Source organism: Pandoraea pneumonica (assembly GCF_902459645.1).
In the GTDB taxonomy this organism is placed as follows: domain Bacteria; phylum Pseudomonadota; class Gammaproteobacteria; order Burkholderiales; family Burkholderiaceae; genus Pandoraea; species Pandoraea pneumonica.
This window is the reverse complement of sequence record NZ_CABPSK010000002.1, coordinates 214,152-234,642: the sequence shown is the minus strand read 5'-3', so window position 1 is coordinate 234,642 and position 20,491 is coordinate 214,152. Positions and strand designations below refer to the sequence as shown.

The 20,491-nt window shown below is 60.7% G+C and carries 20 protein-coding genes; all 20 read left to right on the top strand.

The features are described from left to right. The first annotated feature begins 699 nt into the window (after nt 1-699). The 20 genes from mnmG to motA all read left to right on the top strand — a co-directional run bounded on the left by mnmG (nt 700) and on the right by motA (nt 20,481). Complete coding sequence (gene mnmG / locus PPN31114_RS10180) at nt 700-2,664, top strand: tRNA uridine-5-carboxymethylaminomethyl(34) synthesis enzyme MnmG (protein WP_150679411.1); 1,965 nt, start codon at nt 700-702, stop codon at nt 2,662-2,664. Between the two features lie 11 nt (nt 2,665-2,675). Next, a complete protein-coding gene (gene rsmG / locus PPN31114_RS10175) occupies nt 2,676-3,356 on the top strand; it encodes a 16S rRNA (guanine(527)-N(7))-methyltransferase RsmG (protein WP_150679410.1) in 681 nt (226 codons plus the stop codon). Continuing rightward, nucleotides 3,353-3,943, top strand: a complete 591-nt coding sequence (locus PPN31114_RS10170; protein WP_150679409.1) for a lipocalin family protein — start codon at nt 3,353-3,355, stop codon at nt 3,941-3,943. The genes rsmG and PPN31114_RS10170 overlap by 4 nt, the downstream gene beginning before the upstream one ends. Before the next feature lie 161 nt (nt 3,944-4,104). Continuing rightward, nucleotides 4,105-4,875: a ParA family protein gene (locus PPN31114_RS10165; protein WP_150679408.1), complete on the top strand. Its 771-nt coding sequence runs from the start codon at nt 4,105-4,107 to the stop codon at nt 4,873-4,875. A gap of 27 nt (nt 4,876-4,902) precedes the next feature. After that, nucleotides 4,903-5,808: a ParB/RepB/Spo0J family partition protein gene (locus tag PPN31114_RS10160; protein WP_150679407.1), complete on the top strand. Its 906-nt coding sequence runs from the start codon at nt 4,903-4,905 to the stop codon at nt 5,806-5,808. A gap of 24 nt (nt 5,809-5,832) precedes the next feature. Continuing rightward, the gene (locus PPN31114_RS10155) at nt 5,833-6,999 is read left to right on the top strand and encodes an SLC13 family permease (protein ID WP_150679406.1); all 1,167 of its coding nucleotides are present in this window, start codon (nt 5,833-5,835) and stop codon (nt 6,997-6,999) included. Between the two features lie 243 nt (nt 7,000-7,242). Continuing rightward, nucleotides 7,243-7,746, top strand: a complete 504-nt coding sequence (locus PPN31114_RS10150) for an ATP synthase subunit I (RefSeq protein ID WP_150679405.1) — start codon at nt 7,243-7,245, stop codon at nt 7,744-7,746. Nucleotides 7,747-7,813: 67 nt separating this feature from the next. Further along, the gene (gene atpB, locus PPN31114_RS10145; RefSeq protein ID WP_150679404.1) at nt 7,814-8,665 is read left to right on the top strand and encodes a F0F1 ATP synthase subunit A; all 852 of its coding nucleotides are present in this window, start codon (nt 7,814-7,816) and stop codon (nt 8,663-8,665) included. Nucleotides 8,666-8,749: 84 nt separating this feature from the next. Then, the gene (atpE, locus tag PPN31114_RS10140; protein WP_010807762.1) at nt 8,750-9,016 is read left to right on the top strand and encodes a F0F1 ATP synthase subunit C; all 267 of its coding nucleotides are present in this window, start codon (nt 8,750-8,752) and stop codon (nt 9,014-9,016) included. A 125-nt stretch (nt 9,017-9,141) separates the two neighbouring features. After that, nucleotides 9,142-9,612, top strand: coding sequence for a F0F1 ATP synthase subunit B (locus tag PPN31114_RS10135; RefSeq protein ID WP_150679403.1), 471 nt, complete (start codon nt 9,142-9,144; stop codon nt 9,610-9,612). 2 nt (nt 9,613-9,614) lie between these two features. Continuing rightward, the gene (locus PPN31114_RS10130; RefSeq protein WP_150679402.1) at nt 9,615-10,145 is read left to right on the top strand and encodes a F0F1 ATP synthase subunit delta; all 531 of its coding nucleotides are present in this window, start codon (nt 9,615-9,617) and stop codon (nt 10,143-10,145) included. 51 nt (nt 10,146-10,196) lie between these two features. Continuing rightward, nucleotides 10,197-11,738, top strand: a complete 1,542-nt coding sequence (atpA, locus tag PPN31114_RS10125; RefSeq protein WP_150679401.1) for a F0F1 ATP synthase subunit alpha — start codon at nt 10,197-10,199, stop codon at nt 11,736-11,738. An 88-nt stretch (nt 11,739-11,826) separates the two neighbouring features. Further along, nucleotides 11,827-12,714 (top strand): F0F1 ATP synthase subunit gamma, encoded by an 888-nt coding sequence (gene atpG, locus PPN31114_RS10120; protein WP_150679400.1) that lies wholly within the window; start codon nt 11,827-11,829, stop codon nt 12,712-12,714. A 61-nt stretch (nt 12,715-12,775) separates the two neighbouring features. After that, nucleotides 12,776-14,167: a F0F1 ATP synthase subunit beta gene (gene atpD, locus PPN31114_RS10115; RefSeq protein WP_150679399.1), complete on the top strand. Its 1,392-nt coding sequence runs from the start codon at nt 12,776-12,778 to the stop codon at nt 14,165-14,167. A gap of 147 nt (nt 14,168-14,314) precedes the next feature. Then, on the top strand, nt 14,315-14,734 hold the full coding sequence (locus PPN31114_RS10110; RefSeq protein ID WP_150679398.1) for a F0F1 ATP synthase subunit epsilon: 420 nt from the start codon (nt 14,315-14,317) through the stop codon (nt 14,732-14,734). 264 nt (nt 14,735-14,998) lie between these two features. Continuing rightward, nucleotides 14,999-16,717 carry an AMP-binding protein gene (locus tag PPN31114_RS10105; RefSeq protein ID WP_150679397.1) on the top strand — a complete coding sequence of 573 codons (1,719 nt, stop codon included), beginning with the start codon at nt 14,999-15,001 and terminating at the stop codon, nt 16,715-16,717. Between the two features lie 65 nt (nt 16,718-16,782). Continuing rightward, nucleotides 16,783-17,997: a Bcr/CflA family multidrug efflux MFS transporter gene (locus PPN31114_RS10100; RefSeq protein WP_150679396.1), complete on the top strand. Its 1,215-nt coding sequence runs from the start codon at nt 16,783-16,785 to the stop codon at nt 17,995-17,997. Nucleotides 17,998-18,504: 507 nt separating this feature from the next. Then, entirely contained in the window at nt 18,505-18,822 is a 318-nt protein-coding gene (gene flhD, locus PPN31114_RS10095; protein ID WP_010807753.1) for a flagellar transcriptional regulator FlhD, read from the top strand. A 66-nt stretch (nt 18,823-18,888) separates the two neighbouring features. Further along, on the top strand, nt 18,889-19,503 hold the full coding sequence (flhC, locus tag PPN31114_RS10090) for a flagellar transcriptional regulator FlhC (RefSeq protein WP_150679395.1): 615 nt from the start codon (nt 18,889-18,891) through the stop codon (nt 19,501-19,503). Nucleotides 19,504-19,620: 117 nt separating this feature from the next. Continuing rightward, on the top strand, nt 19,621-20,481 hold the full coding sequence (gene motA / locus PPN31114_RS10085) for a flagellar motor stator protein MotA (protein ID WP_023598342.1): 861 nt from the start codon (nt 19,621-19,623) through the stop codon (nt 20,479-20,481). The last annotated feature ends 10 nt before the right edge of the window (nt 20,482-20,491 follow it).

Genomic DNA, 20,491 nt, shown 5'->3' with positions numbered 1-20,491 from the left:
GCGAGCGCGACGTTCGATTTTGAGAATTTCGCGGAGTGGTTACGTGGGAGTGGCGGGGTGCGATCTCGGTGAGAGCCAGTGCCTTTTGTTTCACGTGAAACGGGCAGGGACTGGAGGATGAGTCCGGAGCAATTTCGATCGGTGGATGGCATGAGTTATCCGCTCGCTTCCATCTGAGAATCGGGTGCTGAAGAATGGGTTCGCGATTTCCACCAGGCCGTAACGGGTTGCTATGTTTCACGTGAAACCGACGGTTGGTTTCACGTTAGCCATTTTTCGGTTGGATGCTCTCCTGCGCGCTGCGATGTTTCACGTGAAACGAGGGGTAGGGCAGTTATCGAGTTGAGCGTGCGATCGGAGGGGGGCAACGAGCTGGGGCATTTATCAGATTCGATGCAGGTTTCACGTGAAACATCATTCGCCCGATGCGTTCCACGGCAGATGGTCGATAGGGTGGGGCGCGGTATCTGCTATCCGGTTGCGCTCACAACGATTCGCTTGCGGCCAATCCGATCCCTCAATACCAGCAGCGCCAGCGCCAATTCCCCCGACTGTTTCACGTGAAACCATCCCGCAATCCGTCGTTTTCCACTCACGTTCCACGTGAAACATCGAGTGGTTACAAATGATGCATCGCAATACCGCTATAATTCCGCAATTACCGAATCCAGAGAGTTTGCCGCGCACGGCAATATTGCGATGCTTTATCCAACCGAGTTCGATGTGATCGTGGTGGGTGGCGGCCATGCCGGCACTGAGGCTGCGCTCGCCTCGGCCCGCATGGGCTGTAAGACCCTTTTGCTTACCCACAACATCGAGACGCTCGGTCAGATGAGCTGCAACCCCTCGATTGGGGGCATCGGCAAAGGCCATCTCGTCAAAGAAGTCGATGCGCTTGGCGGCGCGATGGCCGCGGCTACCGACGAGAGCGGCATCCAGTTCCGCATCCTGAACTCGTCCAAAGGCCCGGCCGTGCGTGCCACACGCGCTCAGGCAGACCGCATTCTGTACAAGCAGGCGATCCGCCATCGGCTCGAGAACCAACCGAATCTTTGGCTGTTCCAGCAAGCCGTTGAAGACCTGATGGTCGAAGGCGAGCGCGTTGTCGGTGCGATCACTCAGGTGGGGTTGCGCTTCCGCGCCCGTGCCGTGGTGCTGACCGCTGGCACGTTCCTCGACGGCAAGATCCACGTCGGACTGAATAACTACGTCGGCGGCCGTGCCGGTGATCCGGCTGCCGTCAGTCTGTCGGCTCGCCTGAAAGAGTTGAAACTCCCGCAAGGCCGCTTGAAAACGGGTACGCCGCCGCGTATCGATGGCCGTTCGATCGACTTCTCGGTGCTCGAAGAGCAGCCCGGTGACCTCGATCCGGTGCCGGTTTTCTCGTTCCTGGGCAGTGCCGATCAGCATCCGCGCCAAGTGCCGTGCTGGGTGACGCATACCAACGAGCGCACGCACGACATCATCCGTAGCGGCCTCGACCGTTCCCCGATGTACACGGGCGTTATCGAAGGGGTAGGGCCGCGCTACTGTCCGTCGATCGAAGACAAGATTCACCGCTTTGCCGATAAGTCGTCGCACCAGATCTATCTGGAGCCGGAAGGGCTGACGACCAACGAGTTTTATCCGAATGGCATCTCCACGAGCCTGCCGTTCGATGTTCAGCTCGAGCTCGTTCGCTCGATGAAGGGCATGGAGAACGCGTACATCCTGCGCCCGGGCTATGCCATCGAGTACGACTACTTCGATCCGCGCGGTCTGCGTAGCTCGCTCGAGACGCGTGTGATTTCGGGTCTGTTCTTCGCCGGTCAGATCAATGGGACGACGGGTTACGAGGAAGCGGCCGCCCAAGGGTTGCTCGCGGGGATGAACGCGGCACTTCAGGTGCAAGGCCGTGAGGCGTGGTGCCCGCGACGCGATCAGGCGTATCTCGGCGTACTCGTCGACGATCTGATCACGCGCGGTGTGTCCGAGCCGTATCGCATGTTCACCAGCCGGGCCGAGTACCGTTTGTCGCTGCGTGAAGACAATGCCGACATGCGCTTGACGGAGATCGGCCGCGAACTCGGTGTGGTCGACGATATCCGTTGGGAAGCTTTTTGCCGCAAGCGCGACGCTGTTTCACGTGAAACAGAACGACTCAAGACGACGTGGGTGAATCCCAAGACGTTCCCGGCGGAAGATGCCGTGCCGTTGCTCGGCAAAGCCATCGATCACGAATACTCGCTGGCCGATCTGCTGCGTCGCCCGGAAGTGAGTTACGACGCGCTGATGGCAGTGCAGGGCGGCCGGTTGGCACCGGAAGTCGCGCTGTCCGACGACGCGCTGCAAGCCGGGCAGATTCGCGAGCAGATTGAGATCGCGATGAAGTATCAGGGCTATATCGACCGTCAGGCCGACGAAATCGTGCGCAAGGAAGCCAACGAGAACACCGTGCTGCCGGCGAGCATCGATTACAACGACGTGCGCGGTCTGTCGATTGAAGTGCGCCAGAAGCTCAACGCGCAGCGGCCCGAAACACTGGGGCAGGCGTCGCGTATCTCTGGCGTGACACCGGCAGCGATCTCGTTGCTGATGATCCATCTGAAGAAAGGGCTGGGGCGCCGTCGTGCGTCGGGCGAAACGAGTGCGGCTGCCGATGACGGCGACCAGCACGCCGCCTGACCGGAGACGACATGACAGTTTCGCGTACTCCCGCCACCCAAGGCGGCAACGAACTGGCGACGCTATTGGCCGACGGCATTGCACAGCTTGGGCTGTCGATCAGTGCCGAACAGCAGGCACGGCTGCTCGACTTTCAGGCGCTGCTTGCTAAGTGGAATGCCGCGCTTCAGATGACCTCGATTCGCGATCCGCGTCAGATGGTCGTCAAGCATCTGCTCGACTCCCTCTCAATCCTGCCGCGTCTCGATCGTGAGCCAATTTCACGTGTGCTTGACGTGGGTTCAGGCGGCGGGTTGCCGGGCGTGGTGCTGGCCATCGTGCGCCCGGACTGGCAAGTCACCGTCAACGACATCGTTCACAAGAAGACGGCGTTCCTTACGCAGGCGCGTGCGACCTTCAAGCTGACCAATCTCACGGTCGTCACCGGCCGCGTGGAGTCGCTGGTGGTGGGCAAAGAGGTGCCGGCGCCGTTCGACGCGATTGTTTCACGTGCCTTTGCCGAGCTGATGGACTTCGTGACGCTGGGGCATAAATTGCTCGCTGCCGACGGCAGTTTCTGGGCGATGAAGGGCGTCGCCGCCGAGAGCGAACTGGCCTTGCCGCCGGGTTACGCGCTGGTCGAACGCTTGCCGCTGCAAGTGCCATTCCTCGACGCCGAGCGTCATTTGCTTCGCGTGAAGGTGGCGGCATGACCCGTATTACCCGCTGGATTGGTGTCGCCATCGTTGGTTTTTCGCTGCTCGCCGCTGTCGCTTGGGCACAAACCGGGCAGGAATCGCTGACCACGCGTGTGCGCCCGGTCGGTGCCATCGACAAATCGCGATATGTCGGCACTTGGTACGAAATAGCACGCTACCCGAATTTCTTCGAGCGAAAATGTGTGTCGGACGTGAGCGCCGAGTACGTGGCGCGCCCGGACGGCAAGATCGAAGTGACGAATAAATGCCGCAAGGACGACGGCACCTGGGTCAGCGACGCCGGCCTCGCGCGCACCGATGGGCAGGGCACAGGCACCGCGCGTTTCAAGGTGACGTTTGCGCCGGACTGGTTGCGCTGGATTCCCTGGCTTTGGGCGAACTACTGGGTTATCGTGCTCGACGGCGACTATCAATATGCCGCCGTCGGAGAGCCGGGCCGCGAGTACCTGTGGATCCTTTCGCGCACCCCGACCATCGACGAGAACACGTTGAATCAAATGCGCGCGCAGTTGCGCAAGCAAGGCTACGACACCGACAAGCTCGTGTTGACGCCGCAGAAAGCCAGCATCGGCAATAACTGAGCATTGCTCAGGTAATCGAAATCATCGGATACATCGGGTTGGCAGCATGGCGAAGCCATCGCGCGTGGCGACGGACTGACGTTGCGGCACCGCGAGCTATCACCCGATGCATCAGCATTAATCGCGCTTGAACAAGGCAGCATTCGGAGGACTACATCGGCATGGCGAAAATTTTCTGCGTGGCCAATCAGAAGGGCGGCGTCGGCAAGACGACCACCACGGTGAACCTCGCCGCCGGTCTGGCGTCGCACGGACAGCGTGTCCTATTGGTCGACCTGGATCCGCAGGGCAACGCGACCATGGGCAGCGGCATCGACAAAGCCGCGCTCGAGACGAGCGTCTATGAAGTGCTGGTCGATGGCACCGACGTGACGGTGAGCCGTCAACGTTCGGAGACGGGCAACTACGACGTGCTGCCCGCCAACCGCGAACTCGCGGGTGCCGACGTGGAACTCGTCTCGCTCGAGAATCGCGACACGCGACTCAAACAGGCCCTCGAGAAAGTGGACGATGCCTACGACTTCGTTCTCATCGATTGCCCGCCGACGCTCTCGCTCCTCACGCTCAACGGCCTGTGTGCTGCGCACGGCGTGATCATTCCGATGCAGTGCGAGTACTTCGCGCTCGAAGGGCTCTCGGATCTCGTCAATACGATCAAGCAGGTGCACGCGAATCTGAATCGCGACCTGAAGGTCATCGGCTTGCTGCGCGTGATGTTCGATCCGCGCATCACGCTGCAACAACAAGTGTCGGAGCAGCTCAAGCAGCACTTCGGCGATAAAGTTTTCAACGCGATCATTCCGCGCAATGTGCGGCTCGCCGAGGCGCCGAGTTACGGCATGCCCGGCGTCGTCTTCGACCCCGCATCGCGTGGCGCGCAGGCGTATCTGCAATTCGGCGCAGAGATGATCGCGCGCATTCAAACTATGTAAGGCGCATTCGCGCAGGAACGCATTGTCATGGCGACCAAGACCAACGCACTGAAAAAGAAGGGCCTGGGCCGCGGCCTCGAAGCGCTGCTAGGCGCGCACGCCGATAACCATAATGGCGCAGACGAAGCTGCCGCTGCCATCGAGGGCGCACCGTCGGTGATGACGCTCGACCGCCTTCAGGCGGGCAAGTATCAGCCGCGCACGCGCATGGACGAGGGTGCATTGCAGGAGCTCGCCGCGAGCATTCGCGCGCAAGGGCTGATGCAGCCGATTCTCGTGCGCCGCGTCGATGGTGAGAAGTACGAAATTATTGCCGGCGAACGGCGCTTCCGTGCCGCGCGCATTGCCGGGTTGTCGGAAGTGCCCGTGCTCGTGCGCGACGTGCCCGATGAAGCCGCCGCCGCGATGGCGCTCATCGAGAATATTCAGCGCGAAGATTTGAATCCGCTGGAAGAGGCGCAGGGCATTCAGCGCTTGCTCGGTGAATTCAATTACACGCATGAACAAGCGGCCGAATCGCTCGGCCGTTCGCGCAGTGCCGTGTCGAACTTGCTGCGTTTGCTCAATCTCGCGCAGCCGGTGCAGACGATGTTGCTCGCGGGCGATCTCGATATGGGACACGCGCGTGCGCTGCTCTCCGTCGACGCCGCCACGCAAATCACGCTGGCCAATCAGGTGGTGAATAAGCGCCTGTCGGTGCGCGATACCGAGCGCATCGTGAACGCGTCGCTCAAGCCGCAAGGCGATGGCATTCGCCGCCGTTCGGCAGAAGAGGGCGGGCGCGATGTGACGCGTCTCGAAGAGGAGTTGTCGGATCTGCTCGCGTCGAACGTGAAGATCAAAGTCGGTCGCAAAGGCGCAGGCGCACTCACGATCGAATTCGGCAGCCTCGACGCACTCGACGGCATTCTTGCGCGCATTCGTGCTGAATAATATCGGTGTCCTGATTGTTCTCACATGACCAATGAGGCGCAGCATTCGTCCGAAGTGTCGCACGTGACGCGTGTGACGCGCTCATTGGCCAAGTTGTTCGAGCGAGTGCGCAGCGATCGCGTACTCGTCATTCTGCTGATTGCGTTCGTCGCGTTGCAGATAATGCGTCCGGCGAGTGTCGGCGCATTGTTCGCGCGAATCGATCAGCACACCATCCTCACGCTCGCCGGCCTGCTCATGCTCACGCGGGCCATCGATCAGAGCGGCTTTCTCGACTGGCTCGCGCAACGCTTGTTGCGATGGTTTCGCACCGAGCGGCGTCTTGCCTTGTTGATGGTCGCATTTGCAGCGGCACTCTCGACGCTGCTCACCAACGACGTGGCGTTGTTCGCCGTGGTGCCGCTTGCGCAATCGCTCGCACGCATTGCGCCGGTGCGCATCGAGCGCCTGATTATCTTTCTCGCGCTGGCGGTGAATGCCGGGTCGAGTCTGACGCCACTCGGCAACCCTCAGAACCTCTTTCTCTGGCAGCACAGCGGGCTGGGCTTCGGCGGCTATGTCGCGATGATGACGCCGATCACCGTGGCGCTCATGGCGCTGCTGCTGGCCGTGTGCGCCTTTGCATTCGATTCGCGCCCGCTGCATTTTCAACGACGGGGGCCGTCGCACGATGTGCGCTGGCCGTTGCTATGGATAGCCCTCGCGTTGTTCGTCGGTTTCGTGGCGCTGGCCGATCACGGGCTTGCGACGTGGGCCTGCGCTGGGGTGGTCGCGGTCTTGCTTGTTGCGCGCCGGAACGCCGTGCTCGGCATCGACTGGCTGCTGCTCGCCATCTTCGTGTTGATGTTTGTGGTGTTGCGCGGCGTGGCGGAAATGCCGGAAGTGCGCACCGCGCTCGGGCATGTGGACTTCTCCAGCACACTCGGCGCCTATCTCGGCGCGGCGGTGTTGTCACAATTCATCAGTAATGTGCCCGCAGCGATTCTGCTCGCGGAATACAGCCAGAACTGGCCTGCACTCGCGCACGGTGTGGCAGTCGGAGGCTTCGGCCTGGCGGTGGGGTCGTTGGCCAACCTGATTGCATTGCGCATGGCGAAATCGCGCAAGATCTGGTGGCACTTTCATTGGGTTTCGATTCCGTTTTACCTGGTGGCACTGGGACTGGGGTTCGCTGCACTGAAATGGGTCTGAACGCCCCCCGAACGACACGTAGATGTCGTGATTGCGCGGCCTTCCGGACGAATGCCGCGCTGCACCATGAGGAAATACGCACTCCGTGAGAGTTGGCGCCAAATCGAAGCATGCACTGCACAGTTTCGGCGAATTTGTTGCGTGTTTCAATTGACTGGCGTTCGTAATCTCCCGTAAAATCTCGCGGGTTTAACTGCTTGAAGAGCCCATTCGTTTTGCACGAGTCGGGCGGGGAGGTACGAGATGGCCGATGAAATACGGTCGAACTTGGAACCGAAACCGCAAGCGCCGGCGCATGCAACAGATGATGTTTGGGACGACGAGCAGGAGCAAGAAACAATCGTTCCGCTCACGCGTGCGCAGGCCGAGCGCCTGTTCGGTCCCGATGTGGGGCGCGCATCCCGTGTGACTCCATTCAGAGTGGTGGGTGCCCAGGTACTGTTGTCGCTCGCGGCGACACTGGCTTGGTGGGTACTCTCGACATCGCCCCAAGAGGCCGCGGTGTCCGCTTGGCTGGGCGGAATGATGGGTTGGTTGCCGGGCGCCTTGTTTGCGCTGCGGCTAAGAATTTCAGGTGATCGTCTCTCTGTCGGTTCGTTGGTGATGGGAGAGGCGGTCAAGGTAGCAACGACGATTGCGTTGTTGGTGGCCATAGCGTTCGGTTATCCGGGAGTTCACTGGGTAGCGTTGCTGGTCACCTTCGTGCTGACGCTAAAGGCCTATTGGCTGGCGATGGCATTCAAGTAGCGGTCAATTCCGCTCACGCGTCGCGCGCTGCCGTGTGCGGATTTTCATAATTGGGTGTTTGATCGCTATGTCAGTAGAAGCCGGTAGCCACGCTCCGAACCCGTCGGAGTACATTTCGCACCACCTGCAAAACCTCGCGAGCTCGACGCAGACGAATATCGTCGATTTCTCGATCATCAACTGGGACACCATGTTCTGGTCGATCGCGATGGGCGCGCTGGGCTGCTTCCTGCTGTGGATGGCTGCCCGTAAGGCCACCTCGGGTGTGCCGGGCCGTTTCCAAGCTGCGGTCGAAATGCTCGTCGAAATGGTTGAAGACCAGTCGAAGAGCATCGTGCATGGCAACCGTGCCTTCATCGCCCCGCTCGCGCTGACCGTGTTTGTCTGGGTCGCGCTCATGAACTCGCTGGACTTGCTGCCCGTCGACCTGCCGTCGAAGGTGATCGGCTGGGTCGGCCTCGGTTCGATCATTACCCACCATCGTATTGTCCCGACGGCCGATTTGAACGGCACGCTCGGTATCGCCGTTGGCGTGCTCATCCTGATGCTGTACTACAGCTTCAAGATCAAGGGCGCGGGCGGCTTCATGCATGAGCTGTTCACGGCACCGTTCGGCAACCACTTCCTGCTGTGGATCCCGAACCTGCTGCTCAACCTCATCGAATTCTGTGCCAAGACCGTGTCGCTCGGTATGCGACTGTTCGGCAATATGTACGCCGGTGAACTGGTGTTCCTGCTGATCGCGCTGTTGGGTGGTATCTGGAGTTTTGGCGCAGATGCGTCGGTGCTGGGTTTTGTCGGTCATGTCATCGCCGGCACCGCATGGGCGATTTTCCACATCCTGATCGTGTTGCTCCAAGCGTTCATCATGATGATGCTCACGCTGGTGTATATCGGCCAGGCGCACGACCATCACTGATCGGTTGTTGCGGTTGTTACGTGTTTCCCAGTTTTTCGGTTTTTCAAATTTAAAGTTTCAAGTCTCTAACCAATAGGAGTAATCATGCAAGCTTTCATCGCTAACATCCAGGGTCTGACCGCCATCGGTATCGGTATCATCATCGGTCTGGGTGCCATCGGCGCCTGTCTGGGTATCGCGTTGATGGGCGGTAAGTACATCGAAGCATGCGCACGTCAGCCGGAACTGATGAACCCGCTGCAAACGAAGATGTTCCTGCTGGCTGGCCTGATCGACGCCGCATTCCTGATCGGCGTGGGCGTTGCCATGCTGTTCGCATTCGCGAACCCGCTGCTGTCGAAGCTCGCTTAAGTTTCTTTCGGATGGTCGCGCACTGATCCGCGCGACCCACTGGACATGAACGGCGCGCCCAAGCCAGCTGGCACAATGGGGCGCGCTGTTTTGCCAATCGACTCGCAACACCGAAAGGGAACACCGTGAACATCAACGCAACTCTGTTCGCGCAAACCGTCGTGTTTCTGATCCTGGCATGGTTCACGATGAAGTTCGTGTGGCCGCCGCTGATCAAGGCTATCGACGAACGCGCGAAGAAAATCGCTGACGGTCTGGCTGCTGCCGATAAGGGCAAGGCCGAACTCGAAGCCGCCAACAAGCGCTCCACGCAAGCGCTCGCGGATGCCCGCGACGAAGGCGCGAAGCGTATTGCCGACGCCGAGAAGCGCGCGCTGGCCGTGGCCGAAGAGATCAAGCAGCAAGCGCAAGCCGAAGCTGCCCGTATCATCGCCAACGCCAAAGCCGAAGCCGATAACCAGGCCGTCAAGGTCCGTGAATCGCTGCGCGAAGAAGTTGCCGGTCTGGCCGTTAAGGGCGCCGAGCAAATCCTGAAGCGTGAAGTTGACGCTAAGGCCCACGCCGACCTGCTGAACCAACTCAAGGCAGAGCTCTGATCATGGCCGAACTCGCAACCATCGCTCGTCCGTACGCTGAGGCGTTGTTCCGCGTGGCCAAGGCCGGTGACCTGAATCGCTGGTCGGAGCTGGTGCGCGAACTGGCGCAAGTGGCAGCGCTTCCCGAAGTGGCCAATCTGGCCGACGATCCCAAGGTTACGCCGGCGCAAGTCGTCGACGTGCTGACGGCTGCCGTGAAATCGACCGACGCCGAAGTGCGCAACTTCGTCGCCGCTGTGGTCGAAAACGGTCGTCTGGCTGCCATGCCGGAAGTCGCCGAGCAGTTCGAAGCGTTGAAGAACGCTGCCGCCGGTTCGGCGGATGCCACGATCGAAAGCGCCTTCCCGCTCGAAGGTGAGCAACTGACCTCGCTGGTCAAGGGCCTCGAGCACAAGTTCGGCCGCAAGCTCAACCCGAGCGTGACGGTAGATCCGTCGCTGATCGGTGGCGTGCGTGTGGTGGTTGGCGACGAGGTGCTGGACACTTCGGTGCGCGCCCGCCTGGCGGCCATGCGGACGTCGCTGACGGCCTGACGGCCGGCGCGAATCGCCTGCGACGGCAAGAATTGAATATCAGGAGCACATATGCAACTCAATCCCTCTGAAATCAGCGAACTGATCAAGAGCCGGATTCAAGGTCTCGAGAGCGGCGCCGAAGTCCGTAACGAAGGCACCGTGATTTCGGTGACTGACGGTATCTGCCGCATTCATGGCCTGTCGGACGTGATGCAAGGTGAAATGCTCGAATTCCCGGGCAACACCTTCGGTCTGGCACTGAACCTCGAGCGCGACTCTGTCGGCGCCGTGATTCTGGGTGAATACGAGCACATCTCGGAAGGCGACACCGTCAAGTGCACGGGCCGCATTCTGGAAGTGCCGGTCGGTCCGGAACTGAAAGGCCGCGTCGTTGACGCGCTGGGCGTGCCTATCGATGGCAAGGGCCCGATCAATGCCAAGATGACCGACGCAATCGAAAAGATTGCCCCGGGCGTGATTTGGCGTAAGTCGGTGTCGCAGCCGCTGCAAACGGGTACCAAGGCTATCGACGCCATGGTGCCGATCGGCCGTGGCCAGCGTGAGCTGATCATTGGTGACCGTCAGACGGGTAAGACCGCTGTGGCCATCGACACGATCATTTCGCAAAAGGGCAAGGGCGTGACCTGCGTCTACGTCGCGATCGGCCAGAAGGCTTCGTCGATCATGAACGTGGTGCGCAAGCTCGAAGAGATGGGCGCGATGGAATACACCATCATCGTGACCGCCACCGCTTCGGACTCGGCCGCTATGCAGTTCATCGCACCGTACGCCGGTTGCACGATGGGCGAATACTTCCGCGACCGCGGCGAAGACGCGCTGATCATTTATGACGACTTGACCAAGCAAGCTTGGGCCTACCGTCAGATCTCGCTGCTGCTGCGCCGCCCGCCGGGCCGTGAAGCTTACCCGGGTGACGTGTTCTATCTGCACTCGCGTCTGCTCGAGCGTGCCGCTCGCGTCTCGGAAGAGTACGTCGAGAAGTTCACGAACGGCGCGATCAAGGGCCAAAGCGGCTCGCTGACCGCACTGCCGATCATTGAAACGCAAGCCGGTGACGTGACCGCATTCGTTCCGACGAACGTGATTTCGATTACCGACGGCCAGATCTTCCTGGAAACCGACCTCTTCAACGCAGGTATCCGTCCGGCAATTAACGCCGGTATTTCGGTGTCGCGCGTTGGTGGTGCTGCTCAGACGAAGGTTGTCAAGAAGCTGTCGGGCGGTATCCGTACCGACTTGGCTCAGTACCGTGAGCTGGCTGCGTTCGCGCAGTTCGCTTCGGACCTGGACGAAGCCACCCGCAAGCAACTGGAGCGCGGTCGCCGCGTGACGGAACTGCTCAAGCAGCCGCAGTATCAGCCGCTGCAAGTGTGGGAACTGGCCGTGTCGCTGTTCGCCGCCAACAACGGTTATCTGGACGATCTCGAAATCGCTCAGGTCCTGCCGTTCGAAAAGGGTCTGCGCGAAGTTCTGAAGACCAGCCACGGCGCGCTCATCGGCCGTATCGAAGAGACCAAAGATCTCTCGAAGGACGACGAAGCCGCCCTGCACGCTGCGATCAAGGACTTCAAGAAGACCGGCGCTTACTAATCCGGTTGAATCGGTAACTATTCAACGGACCCGGGAAGGCGCGATGTTCAGGCAACAGCGGACGTCGCGCCGAGACAAGGAGTAAGCAATGGCTGGAATGAAGGAAATTCGCGGCAAGATCAAGAGCGTGCAAAACACGCGCAAGATCACCAAGGCCATGGAAATGGTGGCCGCGTCGAAGATGCGCAAGGCGCAGGAACGCATGCGTCATGCCCGGCCGTACGCTGAGAAGGTACGCCAGATCGCCGCGCATATGGGCCAGGCGAATCCGGAATACCACCACCCGTTCATGGTGAAGCATGCGGACGCGAAAGCGGCCGGCATCATCGTGGTGACGACGGACAAGGGCCTGTGCGGCGGCTTGAACACCAACGTGCTGCGTGCCGTGGTGAGCAAGATGAAGGAAATCGAAGCGCAAGGCCTGAAGATCGAAGCGACCGCTATCGGCGGTAAGGGCTTCGGCTTCATGAACCGTATCGGCGCGAAGGTGGTCTCGCATGTCGTGCAACTGGGCGACACCCCGCACCTCGACAAGTTGATCGGCGCCGTGAAGGTGCAGCTCGACGCGTACGCCGAAGGCAAGCTCGATGCCGTGTACCTGGCTTACAACCGCTTCGTGAACACGATGAAGCAGGAAGCCGTGGTCGAACAACTGCTGCCGCTGCCCGAGAAGCTGGAAGGCCAATCGGAAGAAGCGAGCGCAGTGCCGGCTCAGCATTCGTGGGACTACATCTACGAACCGGATGCAAAGACGGTGGTGGATGCCCTGCTGGTGCGCTACGTCGAAGCGGTCGTGTATCAGGCAGTCGCAGAGAACATGGCGTCGGAGCAGTCCGCCCGTATGGTGGCCATGAAGGCCGCATCGGACAACGCGAAGACCGTGATCGGTGAATTGCAGATGGTCTACAACAAGGGCCGTCAAGCTTCGATCACGAAGGAACTGTCCGAAATCGTGGGTGGCGCCGCCGCTGTTTAAGCGATGGCACGGGCCGATGCGCCGCAAGGCGAAATGAATTTGAGTATCTAAAGGAAAAGCGATGAGTACTGCTTTGATTGAAGGCAAAATCGTACAGTGCATCGGCGCCGTGATCGACGTGGAGTTCCCGCGCGATAGCATGCCGAAGATCTACGACGCGCTCATTATGGACGGTTCGGAACTGACGCTCGAAGTTCAGCAGCAGCTGGGCGATGGCGTGGTTCGTACCATCTGTTTGGGTTCCGCCGAAGGCCTGCGCCGCGGCATGATGGTGAAGAACAGCGGTCTGCCGATCACGGTGCCCGTTGGTAAGCCGACGCTGGGCCGCATCATGGACGTGCTTGGCCGTCCGATCGACGAAGCCGGTCCGATTGCACAAGACCACACGCGTTCGATTCACCAGAAGGCTCCGGCATTCGACGAGCTGTCGCCGTCGACGGAACTGCTCGAAACCGGTATCAAGGTTATCGACTTGATCTGCCCGTTCGCCAAGGGCGGTAAGGTGGGTCTGTTCGGTGGCGCCGGTGTGGGCAAGACCGTGAACATGATGGAACTCATCAATAACATCGCCAAGGAACACGGCGGTTATTCGGTGTTTGCCGGCGTGGGCGAGCGTACCCGTGAAGGGAACGACTTCTACCACGAAATGAAGGACTCGAACGTTCTGGACAAGGTCGCGCTGGTGTACGGCCAGATGAACGAGCCGCCGGGCAACCGTCTGCGCGTCGCGCTGACCGGTCTGACGATGGCAGAGCACTTCCGTGACGAAGGTCTCGACGTGCTGTTCTTCGTGGACAACATCTACCGTTTCACGCTGGCCGGTACCGAAGTGTCGGCACTGCTCGGCCGTATGCCGTCGGCCGTGGGCTATCAGCCGACGCTGGCTGAAGAAATGGGTAAGTTGCAAGAGCGTATTACGTCGACCAAGAAGGGCTCGATCACGTCGGTGCAAGCCGTCTACGTGCCTGCCGATGACTTGACCGACCCGTCGCCGGCAACCACCTTCGGTCACTTGGACGCTACCGTCGTGCTGTCGCGTGACATCGCCTCGCTGGGTATCTACCCGGCAGTCGATCCGCTCGACTCGACCTCGCGTCAGATCGACCCGAACGTGATTGGCGAAGAGCACTACACGGTGACCCGCCGCGTGCAATCGACGCTCCAGCGCTACAAGGAATTGCGCGACATTATCGCGATTCTGGGCATGGACGAACTGTCGCCGGACGACAAGCTGGCAGTGGCACGCGCTCGTAAGATTCAGCGTTTCCTGTCGCAGCCGTTCCACGTGGCAGAAGTGTTCACGGGCTCGCCGGGTAAGTACGTTCCGCTCAAGGAAACGATCCGCGGCTTCAAGATGATCGTCGACGGCGAATGCGACCACCTGCCCGAGCAGGCGTTCTACATGGTCGGCACGATCGACGAAGCGTTCGAAAAAGCCAAGAAGATGCAGTAAACGGTTGAGTGCCGGGCGTTGGCGAGGGTCTCTCACGAGGCGCGCGCCACACCGGCAGGTGACTGTCGAACGGCGGGGTAGCGGGGCGAGGGCGGTAACGACCGCGCTCATGCTCCTGCCGCTTCATCACACTCAACGGGAGCGATTATGGCAACCATTCACGTAGACGTCGTCAGCGCAGAAGAGCAGATCTTCTCGGGTCGTGCGCGCTTTGTGGCGCTGCCGGGCGAAGCCGGCGAGCTGGGCATTTTGCCCGGCCACACGCCGCTGATCACGCGCATCAAGCCGGGTGCCGTGCGCATCGAGGACGAAGCAGGCAACGAGGACTTCGTCTTCGTGGCAGGCGGCATTCTCGAAGTGCAACCGGACACGGTGACCGTGCTCGCCGACACCGCTATCCGCGGTAAAGACCTGGACGAGGCGAAAGCCGCCGAAGCCAAGCGTCGCGCGGAAGAAGCACTTGCGAACAAAGACTCGAACATCGAGTACGCGAAAGCCCAAGCCGAACTGGCCGAAGCGATCGCCCAACTCGCTGCGATCAGCAAGCTGCGCAAGGCAAAGCTGTAAATTGGCGTTGTCGTCGTGCCGACCGTAATGTCGGTGTGACGAACGATGCAGAAAGCTCCATGCATGAAAGTGCGTGGAGCTTTTGTTTTTTCAATCCATCGCACTTTCTCAGGGCCATCCCCACTCGTTACGTCACTCGATTTACGTTAACGTAAACGTCAACGCAGCGTGACGCGCTATTGTTGTAAAGACCAGCCAACGGTAGTGCCGGGCGCGACAGCATTTCGCTATTTCAGCATGGCTTCAGTATCAGGAGACAAAAGCATGGAAAGCCGGGAAGTTGCAGGCGTAGTCCCACGTAACGGGTTGTCGTATGTGAAGGGCGACACGACGGTGCCGCTCTCATCGCTCACAGTGTTCGGTCTGCTCGCCGAGACCGCTTCGACGTTTCCTGAGCGTCAGGCGGTGGTGTTCCGCGAGCAGGCAGTCGATTGGACGTGGCGCGAATTCATCGCGCACGTCGACACCTTCGCTGCCGGGCTGATTGCGCTGGGACTGAAGAAGGGCGATCGCGTCGGCATCTGGTCGCCGAATCGCGTCGAATGGCTCGTCACGCAGTTTGCGACCGCGCGCGTGGGTCTCGTGCTCGTGAACATCAACCCGGCCTATCGGCTGGCAGAACTCGAATACGCGATCAACAAAGTCGGCTGCAAAGCGCTGGTCGCCGCCGAGTCGTTCAAGTCGTCGCGTTACCTCGACATGCTGAACGTGCTCGCCCCCGAGCTGGCACACAGCAAACCGGGCCTGCTGAAGTCCGAGAAGTTGCCCACGCTCACCACGATCATTCGCATGGGCACGGGCATCACGCCGGGGATGATGAACTTCAGCGACGTCGTGACGCTTGGTGCCGACGCGAGCCTCGACAAATTGCGCGCCATCTCCGACGCGCTCGATTGCCACGACGCGATCAACATCCAGTTCACCAGCGGCACCACCGGCAACCCGAAGGGCGCGACGCTCACGCACCACAACATCGTGAATAACGCGCGCTTCATCGCGATGGCGATGAAGTTCTCCGAGCACGACAGCCTGTGCATTCCGGTGCCGTTCTATCACTGCTTCGGCATGGTGCTCGCGGTGTTGGCGTGCGTGTCGACGGGCGCGACGATGGTCTTCCCGGGCGAGGCGTTCGATCCGAAGGCGACCATGGCGGCCGTGTCGGAAGAAAGCTGTACGGCGCTGCACGGCGTGCCGACGATGTTCATTGCGCAGCTCGATCACCCAGACTTCGGCAATTACCATTTCGACACGCTGCGCACCGGTATCATGGCGGGCTCGCCGTGTCCGATCGAAACGATGAAGCGCGTGATCAGCCAGATGCACATGGGCCAAGTGACGATCGCTTACGGCATGACGGAAACCAGCCCGGTGTCGTTCCAGACCACGACGACCGACCCGCTGGAAAAGCGCGTGAGCACCGTGGGCCGCGTTCAGCCGCACCTCGAAGTCAAGCTGGTGGATGCCGCAGGCGAGATCGTGCCGGTGGGCGAAAAGGGCGAGTTGTGCACGAAGGGCTACTCCGTGATGCAGGGCTATTGGGATGACGAGCCGCGCACGCGCGACGCGATCCGCGACGGCTGGATGCACACCGGCGATCTCGCCACCATCGACGAGGACGGCTACTGCAACATCGTCGGCCGGGTGAAGGACATGCTCATTCGCGGCGGCGAGAACATTTACCCGCGCGAGATCGAGGAGTTCTTGTTCCGACATCCGAAGATTCAGGCGGTGCAAGTGTTCGGCGTGCCCGATCCGAAGTACGGCGAGGAAGTCTGCGCGTGGATCGTGCTCAAGCCGGGGCAGAGCGCCACGGAAGACGATATCCGCGAGTTCTGCAAGGATCAGATCGCCCACTACAAGGTGCCGCGGTATATCCGTTTCGTCGACGACATGCCGATGACTGTCACGGGCAAGGTGCAAAAATTCATCATGCGCGAACAAATGGTCGAGTCGCTCGGACTTAGCGAGGAAAAAACGGCCTGACAGGCCCACTCCCGACGGGCACCTGGACAATCACGTATGATTCGGGATTACCCTAGGTGCCCGCCATGCCCACCAACTACCTCCGTACCGTCTTCGTTCTCGGCATTCTGTCGGCTATCGGCTCGTTGTCGATCGACATGTATCTGCCGGCGTTGCCTGCCATTGCGCGGGAACTGAACACGACGGACGCGGCGGCACAGTTCACGCTGGCATCGTTCTTCATCGGGCTGGGCCTCGGGCAGTTGCTACACGGGCCGCTGGCTGACCGGTTCGGCCGCAAACGCCCGCTCTACGCTGGGCTCGCGCTCTATACGCTCGCATCGGCGGGCTGTGCTCTCTCTCCCAATATCGAAACGCTGATCGTTTGCCGCTTCATTCAAGCGGTGGGCGGCTGTGCCTGTTTCGTGATCGCCCGTGCGATGGCGCGCGACCTGTTCGACACGAACACCGTCGCCCGTGTGCTATCGCGCATGACGCTCATCATGGGCGCCGCGCCCATCCTCGCGCCGCTCGTCGGCGGTCAGGTACTGATGTTCGTCGGCTGGCGCTGGATTTTCTGGGGCCTGACGGTCTTCGGCGCTATCTGCTTTGCCATGTCCGTGTATTGGTTGCCCGAGACCCGCCACGCGGCCAAACAGGCCCGTCACTGGCTCGCGACGGCTTGGCATAACTACGGCGTGCTCGTCCGTGACCGCGAGTTCATGGGCAACGCGCTGGCCGGTGGCGTGGCACAGGCGGGCATGTTCGCGTACATCACGGGGTCGCCGTTCGTCTTCATCAATCTCTACGGGGTCGACCCGGCGAACTACGGGTGGCTGTTCGGCCTGAACGCCTGCGGCATCATCTTCGGCTCACAGATCAACGCGCACTTGCTGCGCAAACGCCGTCCGGCCGATGTGTTGCGCCGTACCAACAATCTGGTCGCAATCCTTGGGTTGGTGCTGCTGGCCGTCGCGGGTCTGAAGCTCGGTGGGCTGATGGGCTTGATGGTGCCGCTCTTCGCTTATGTGGCCAGCCTTGGCTTCTCGCAGCCGAACGCTGTGGCTGAAGCGCTCAACCGCCAGCACCAACGGGCGGGTGCAGCCTCGGCTTTGTTGGGCGCGTTGCAGTTCCTCGCAGCGGCAAGCGCTGGTGCGGCAGTGGGGATGTTGCATGCCCGCTCGGCAGTGCCGATGGCGGCCGTGATCGCCGTGTGCGGCGTGCTGTCGTGGTGTTTCCACACCGTCTTGATTCGCCGCGCAGGTCCGGCGGCGCTGCCGCCCGCACCGGGCAAGGCATGACTTCGGGCGCGCATGTCGGCGCCTGATCGGTGCTGATTCGCCCACATCGGGCGCGAGCGTTGCCTCGCGTTAGGGAACTTTGCCCGAGCTTTCCTTCCAAACCTGGGATTCGGAAAGTGTTACTACACCTGTAACACTTTGTAATTGCACTGTTCCGGCGTGAAACCGGTCGGCAAAGTACGATCCAGCCGCTTTGCAAAAGCCCCCCAAAATTTTTGCAAAAGATGGCTAAAGTTCGGCGCGCCAGTGCCGAAATACAGATGAGTAGTAGAGCGCAGCTTCGTGACATGCCTGTGAAGCCGCGTCTTTTCACACCCGATCATTCCCCCCGAATGCATCGCAGGGGCAGCTCGCGCCCCGCCTGTAGGAAAAACTCCTACAAAAAACTTCCGCTTTTCTTGCCCCTTCATGTAGTTTTTCTCCGATTTCTTTATCTTTCGCCTTTATCCACAATGCGAGGGAAATTGCAGTAGTACCGCCAGATCATCCATTGCGCCGGGGGGCCGCATGCGAAACAGCGAAACACTGAATGAGATTCGTGAGTTGAATCTCTCCTACCTCGTACTGGCCCAGCGCCTGATTCGCGAGGACCGTGCCGCGGCGATGTTCCGCCTTGGCATCAGCGACCAACTTGCCGACGTGCTCGGCAGTCTCACCTTGGCACAACTCGTCAAATTCGCGGGGTCGAACCAGCTTCTGTGCCGATTTCGCTTTGACGACCACGTAATCCTCTCGACCCTGACGCACGGTGCGAAGGACGTGGGTATGCAGCAGTCGCACGCATCGATTCTGCTCGCGGGGCAACCCGTCGAGCAGATCGGCTAAGTACGCGATGTAATTCGCGCGCTGCCCGGGGGTAGCGCGCCGCGTCACCTGCCAGGAAGCCTGCATATGCGTACCAAAAGCGTCGTCCTCGAGGCCCGTGAAATTCAGCTGGCCATCGAACTGATCGAACTCGGCGCCCGACTCCAGTTGCTGGAGGCGGAAACGAGCCTTAGCCGCGATCGCCTTATCAAGCTCTACAAAGAGCTCAAGGGGGCCTCGCCGCCCAAGGGCATGCTGCCGTTCTCGACCGACTGGTTCGTGACCTGGCTGCCGAACATCCACTCGTCGCTTTTCCACAACATCTACCGGCACCTCGTGCATCACGGCGGCTGCCAGGGCATCGAGGCCATCGTCAAGGCCTACCGTCTCTATCTCGAGCACGTCGAACTGCACGGCTGGGAAGCGGTGCTCGGGTTTACCCGTGCCTGGACGCTGGTCCGTTTCTTCGACAGCAAGATGCTGCAAATGACGCCGTGCACGCGCTGCGGCGGCCATTTCGTCACGCATGCACACGAACCGCACGGTCAGTATGTTTGCGGACTTTGCGCGCCGCCGTCGCGTGCCGGTAAGACACGGAAAGCAAAACACGCACACGCCGCCGATCTGGCACCGGCCGACGCCGTTGCCCCGGCAGCCTTGCCTGGTCCGGATGGCACGGACATTTCGCCGCTCGCTGCATAACCCGCGTCATCGTCACGAGGTCGCACCCCCTACAGTTTCCCTGCGTGTCTGCCGTTAAGCCCTCTGAACAGGAAGGACATTTTTCCGTAGACGTATTTTTGCGAGAGGTATCCGGCAGTGCTTGTCGTCATTGGTTACATCATCGTTCTTGCCTCGGTCTTTGGCGGTTTCGTCATCGGCGGAGGTCACTTGGGCGCGCTGTTTCAGCCGACCGAGCTGCTGATCATCGGTGGCGCGGGCGTCGGCTCGTTTGTGGTGGGCAACAACAGCAAGGCGATCAAGGCGACGATGAAGGCGCTGCCGATGCTGTTCAAAGGCTCGAAATACACCAAAGAGCTCTACATGGAGCTCATGGCGCTGCTGTACGTGCTGCTGGCCAAGGCACGTAAAGACGGCATGCTCGCCATCGAAGGAGATGTGGAAGACCCGGCGTCGAGCCCGGTGTTCTCGCAATACCCGCGCATTCTGGGCGAGCCGCGCATCATGGAATTCCTCACCGACTATCTGCGCCTGATGGTCAGCGGCAACATGAACGCGTTCGAAATCGAGAACCTGATGGATCACGAAATCGAAACGTACCGCCACGAAGGCGAAGTGCCGGCCCACTGCCTGCAAAAGACCGGCGACGCGATGCCGGCCTTCGGCATTGTGGCGGCCGTGATGGGCGTGGTGCACACCATGGCGTCGGCCGACCAGCCACCGGCCGTGCTGGGCGCGCTGATTGCACAGGCCCTCGTGGGCACCTTCCTCGGCATTTTGCTGGCGTACGGCTTCATCTCGCCGCTCGCGCAGCTCATCGAGCACCGCATCAACGAGTCGGTCAAGCTGTACGAGTGCATCAAGGTCACGCTGCTGGCGAGCCTGAATGGTTACGCACCGGCCTTGTCGGTGGAGTTTGGCCGCAAGGTGCTGTACTCCACGGTGCGTCCGTCGTTCGCCGAGCTCGAAGAGCACGTGCGTCAGGTCAAGGCACGTTGACGGGCGGCAG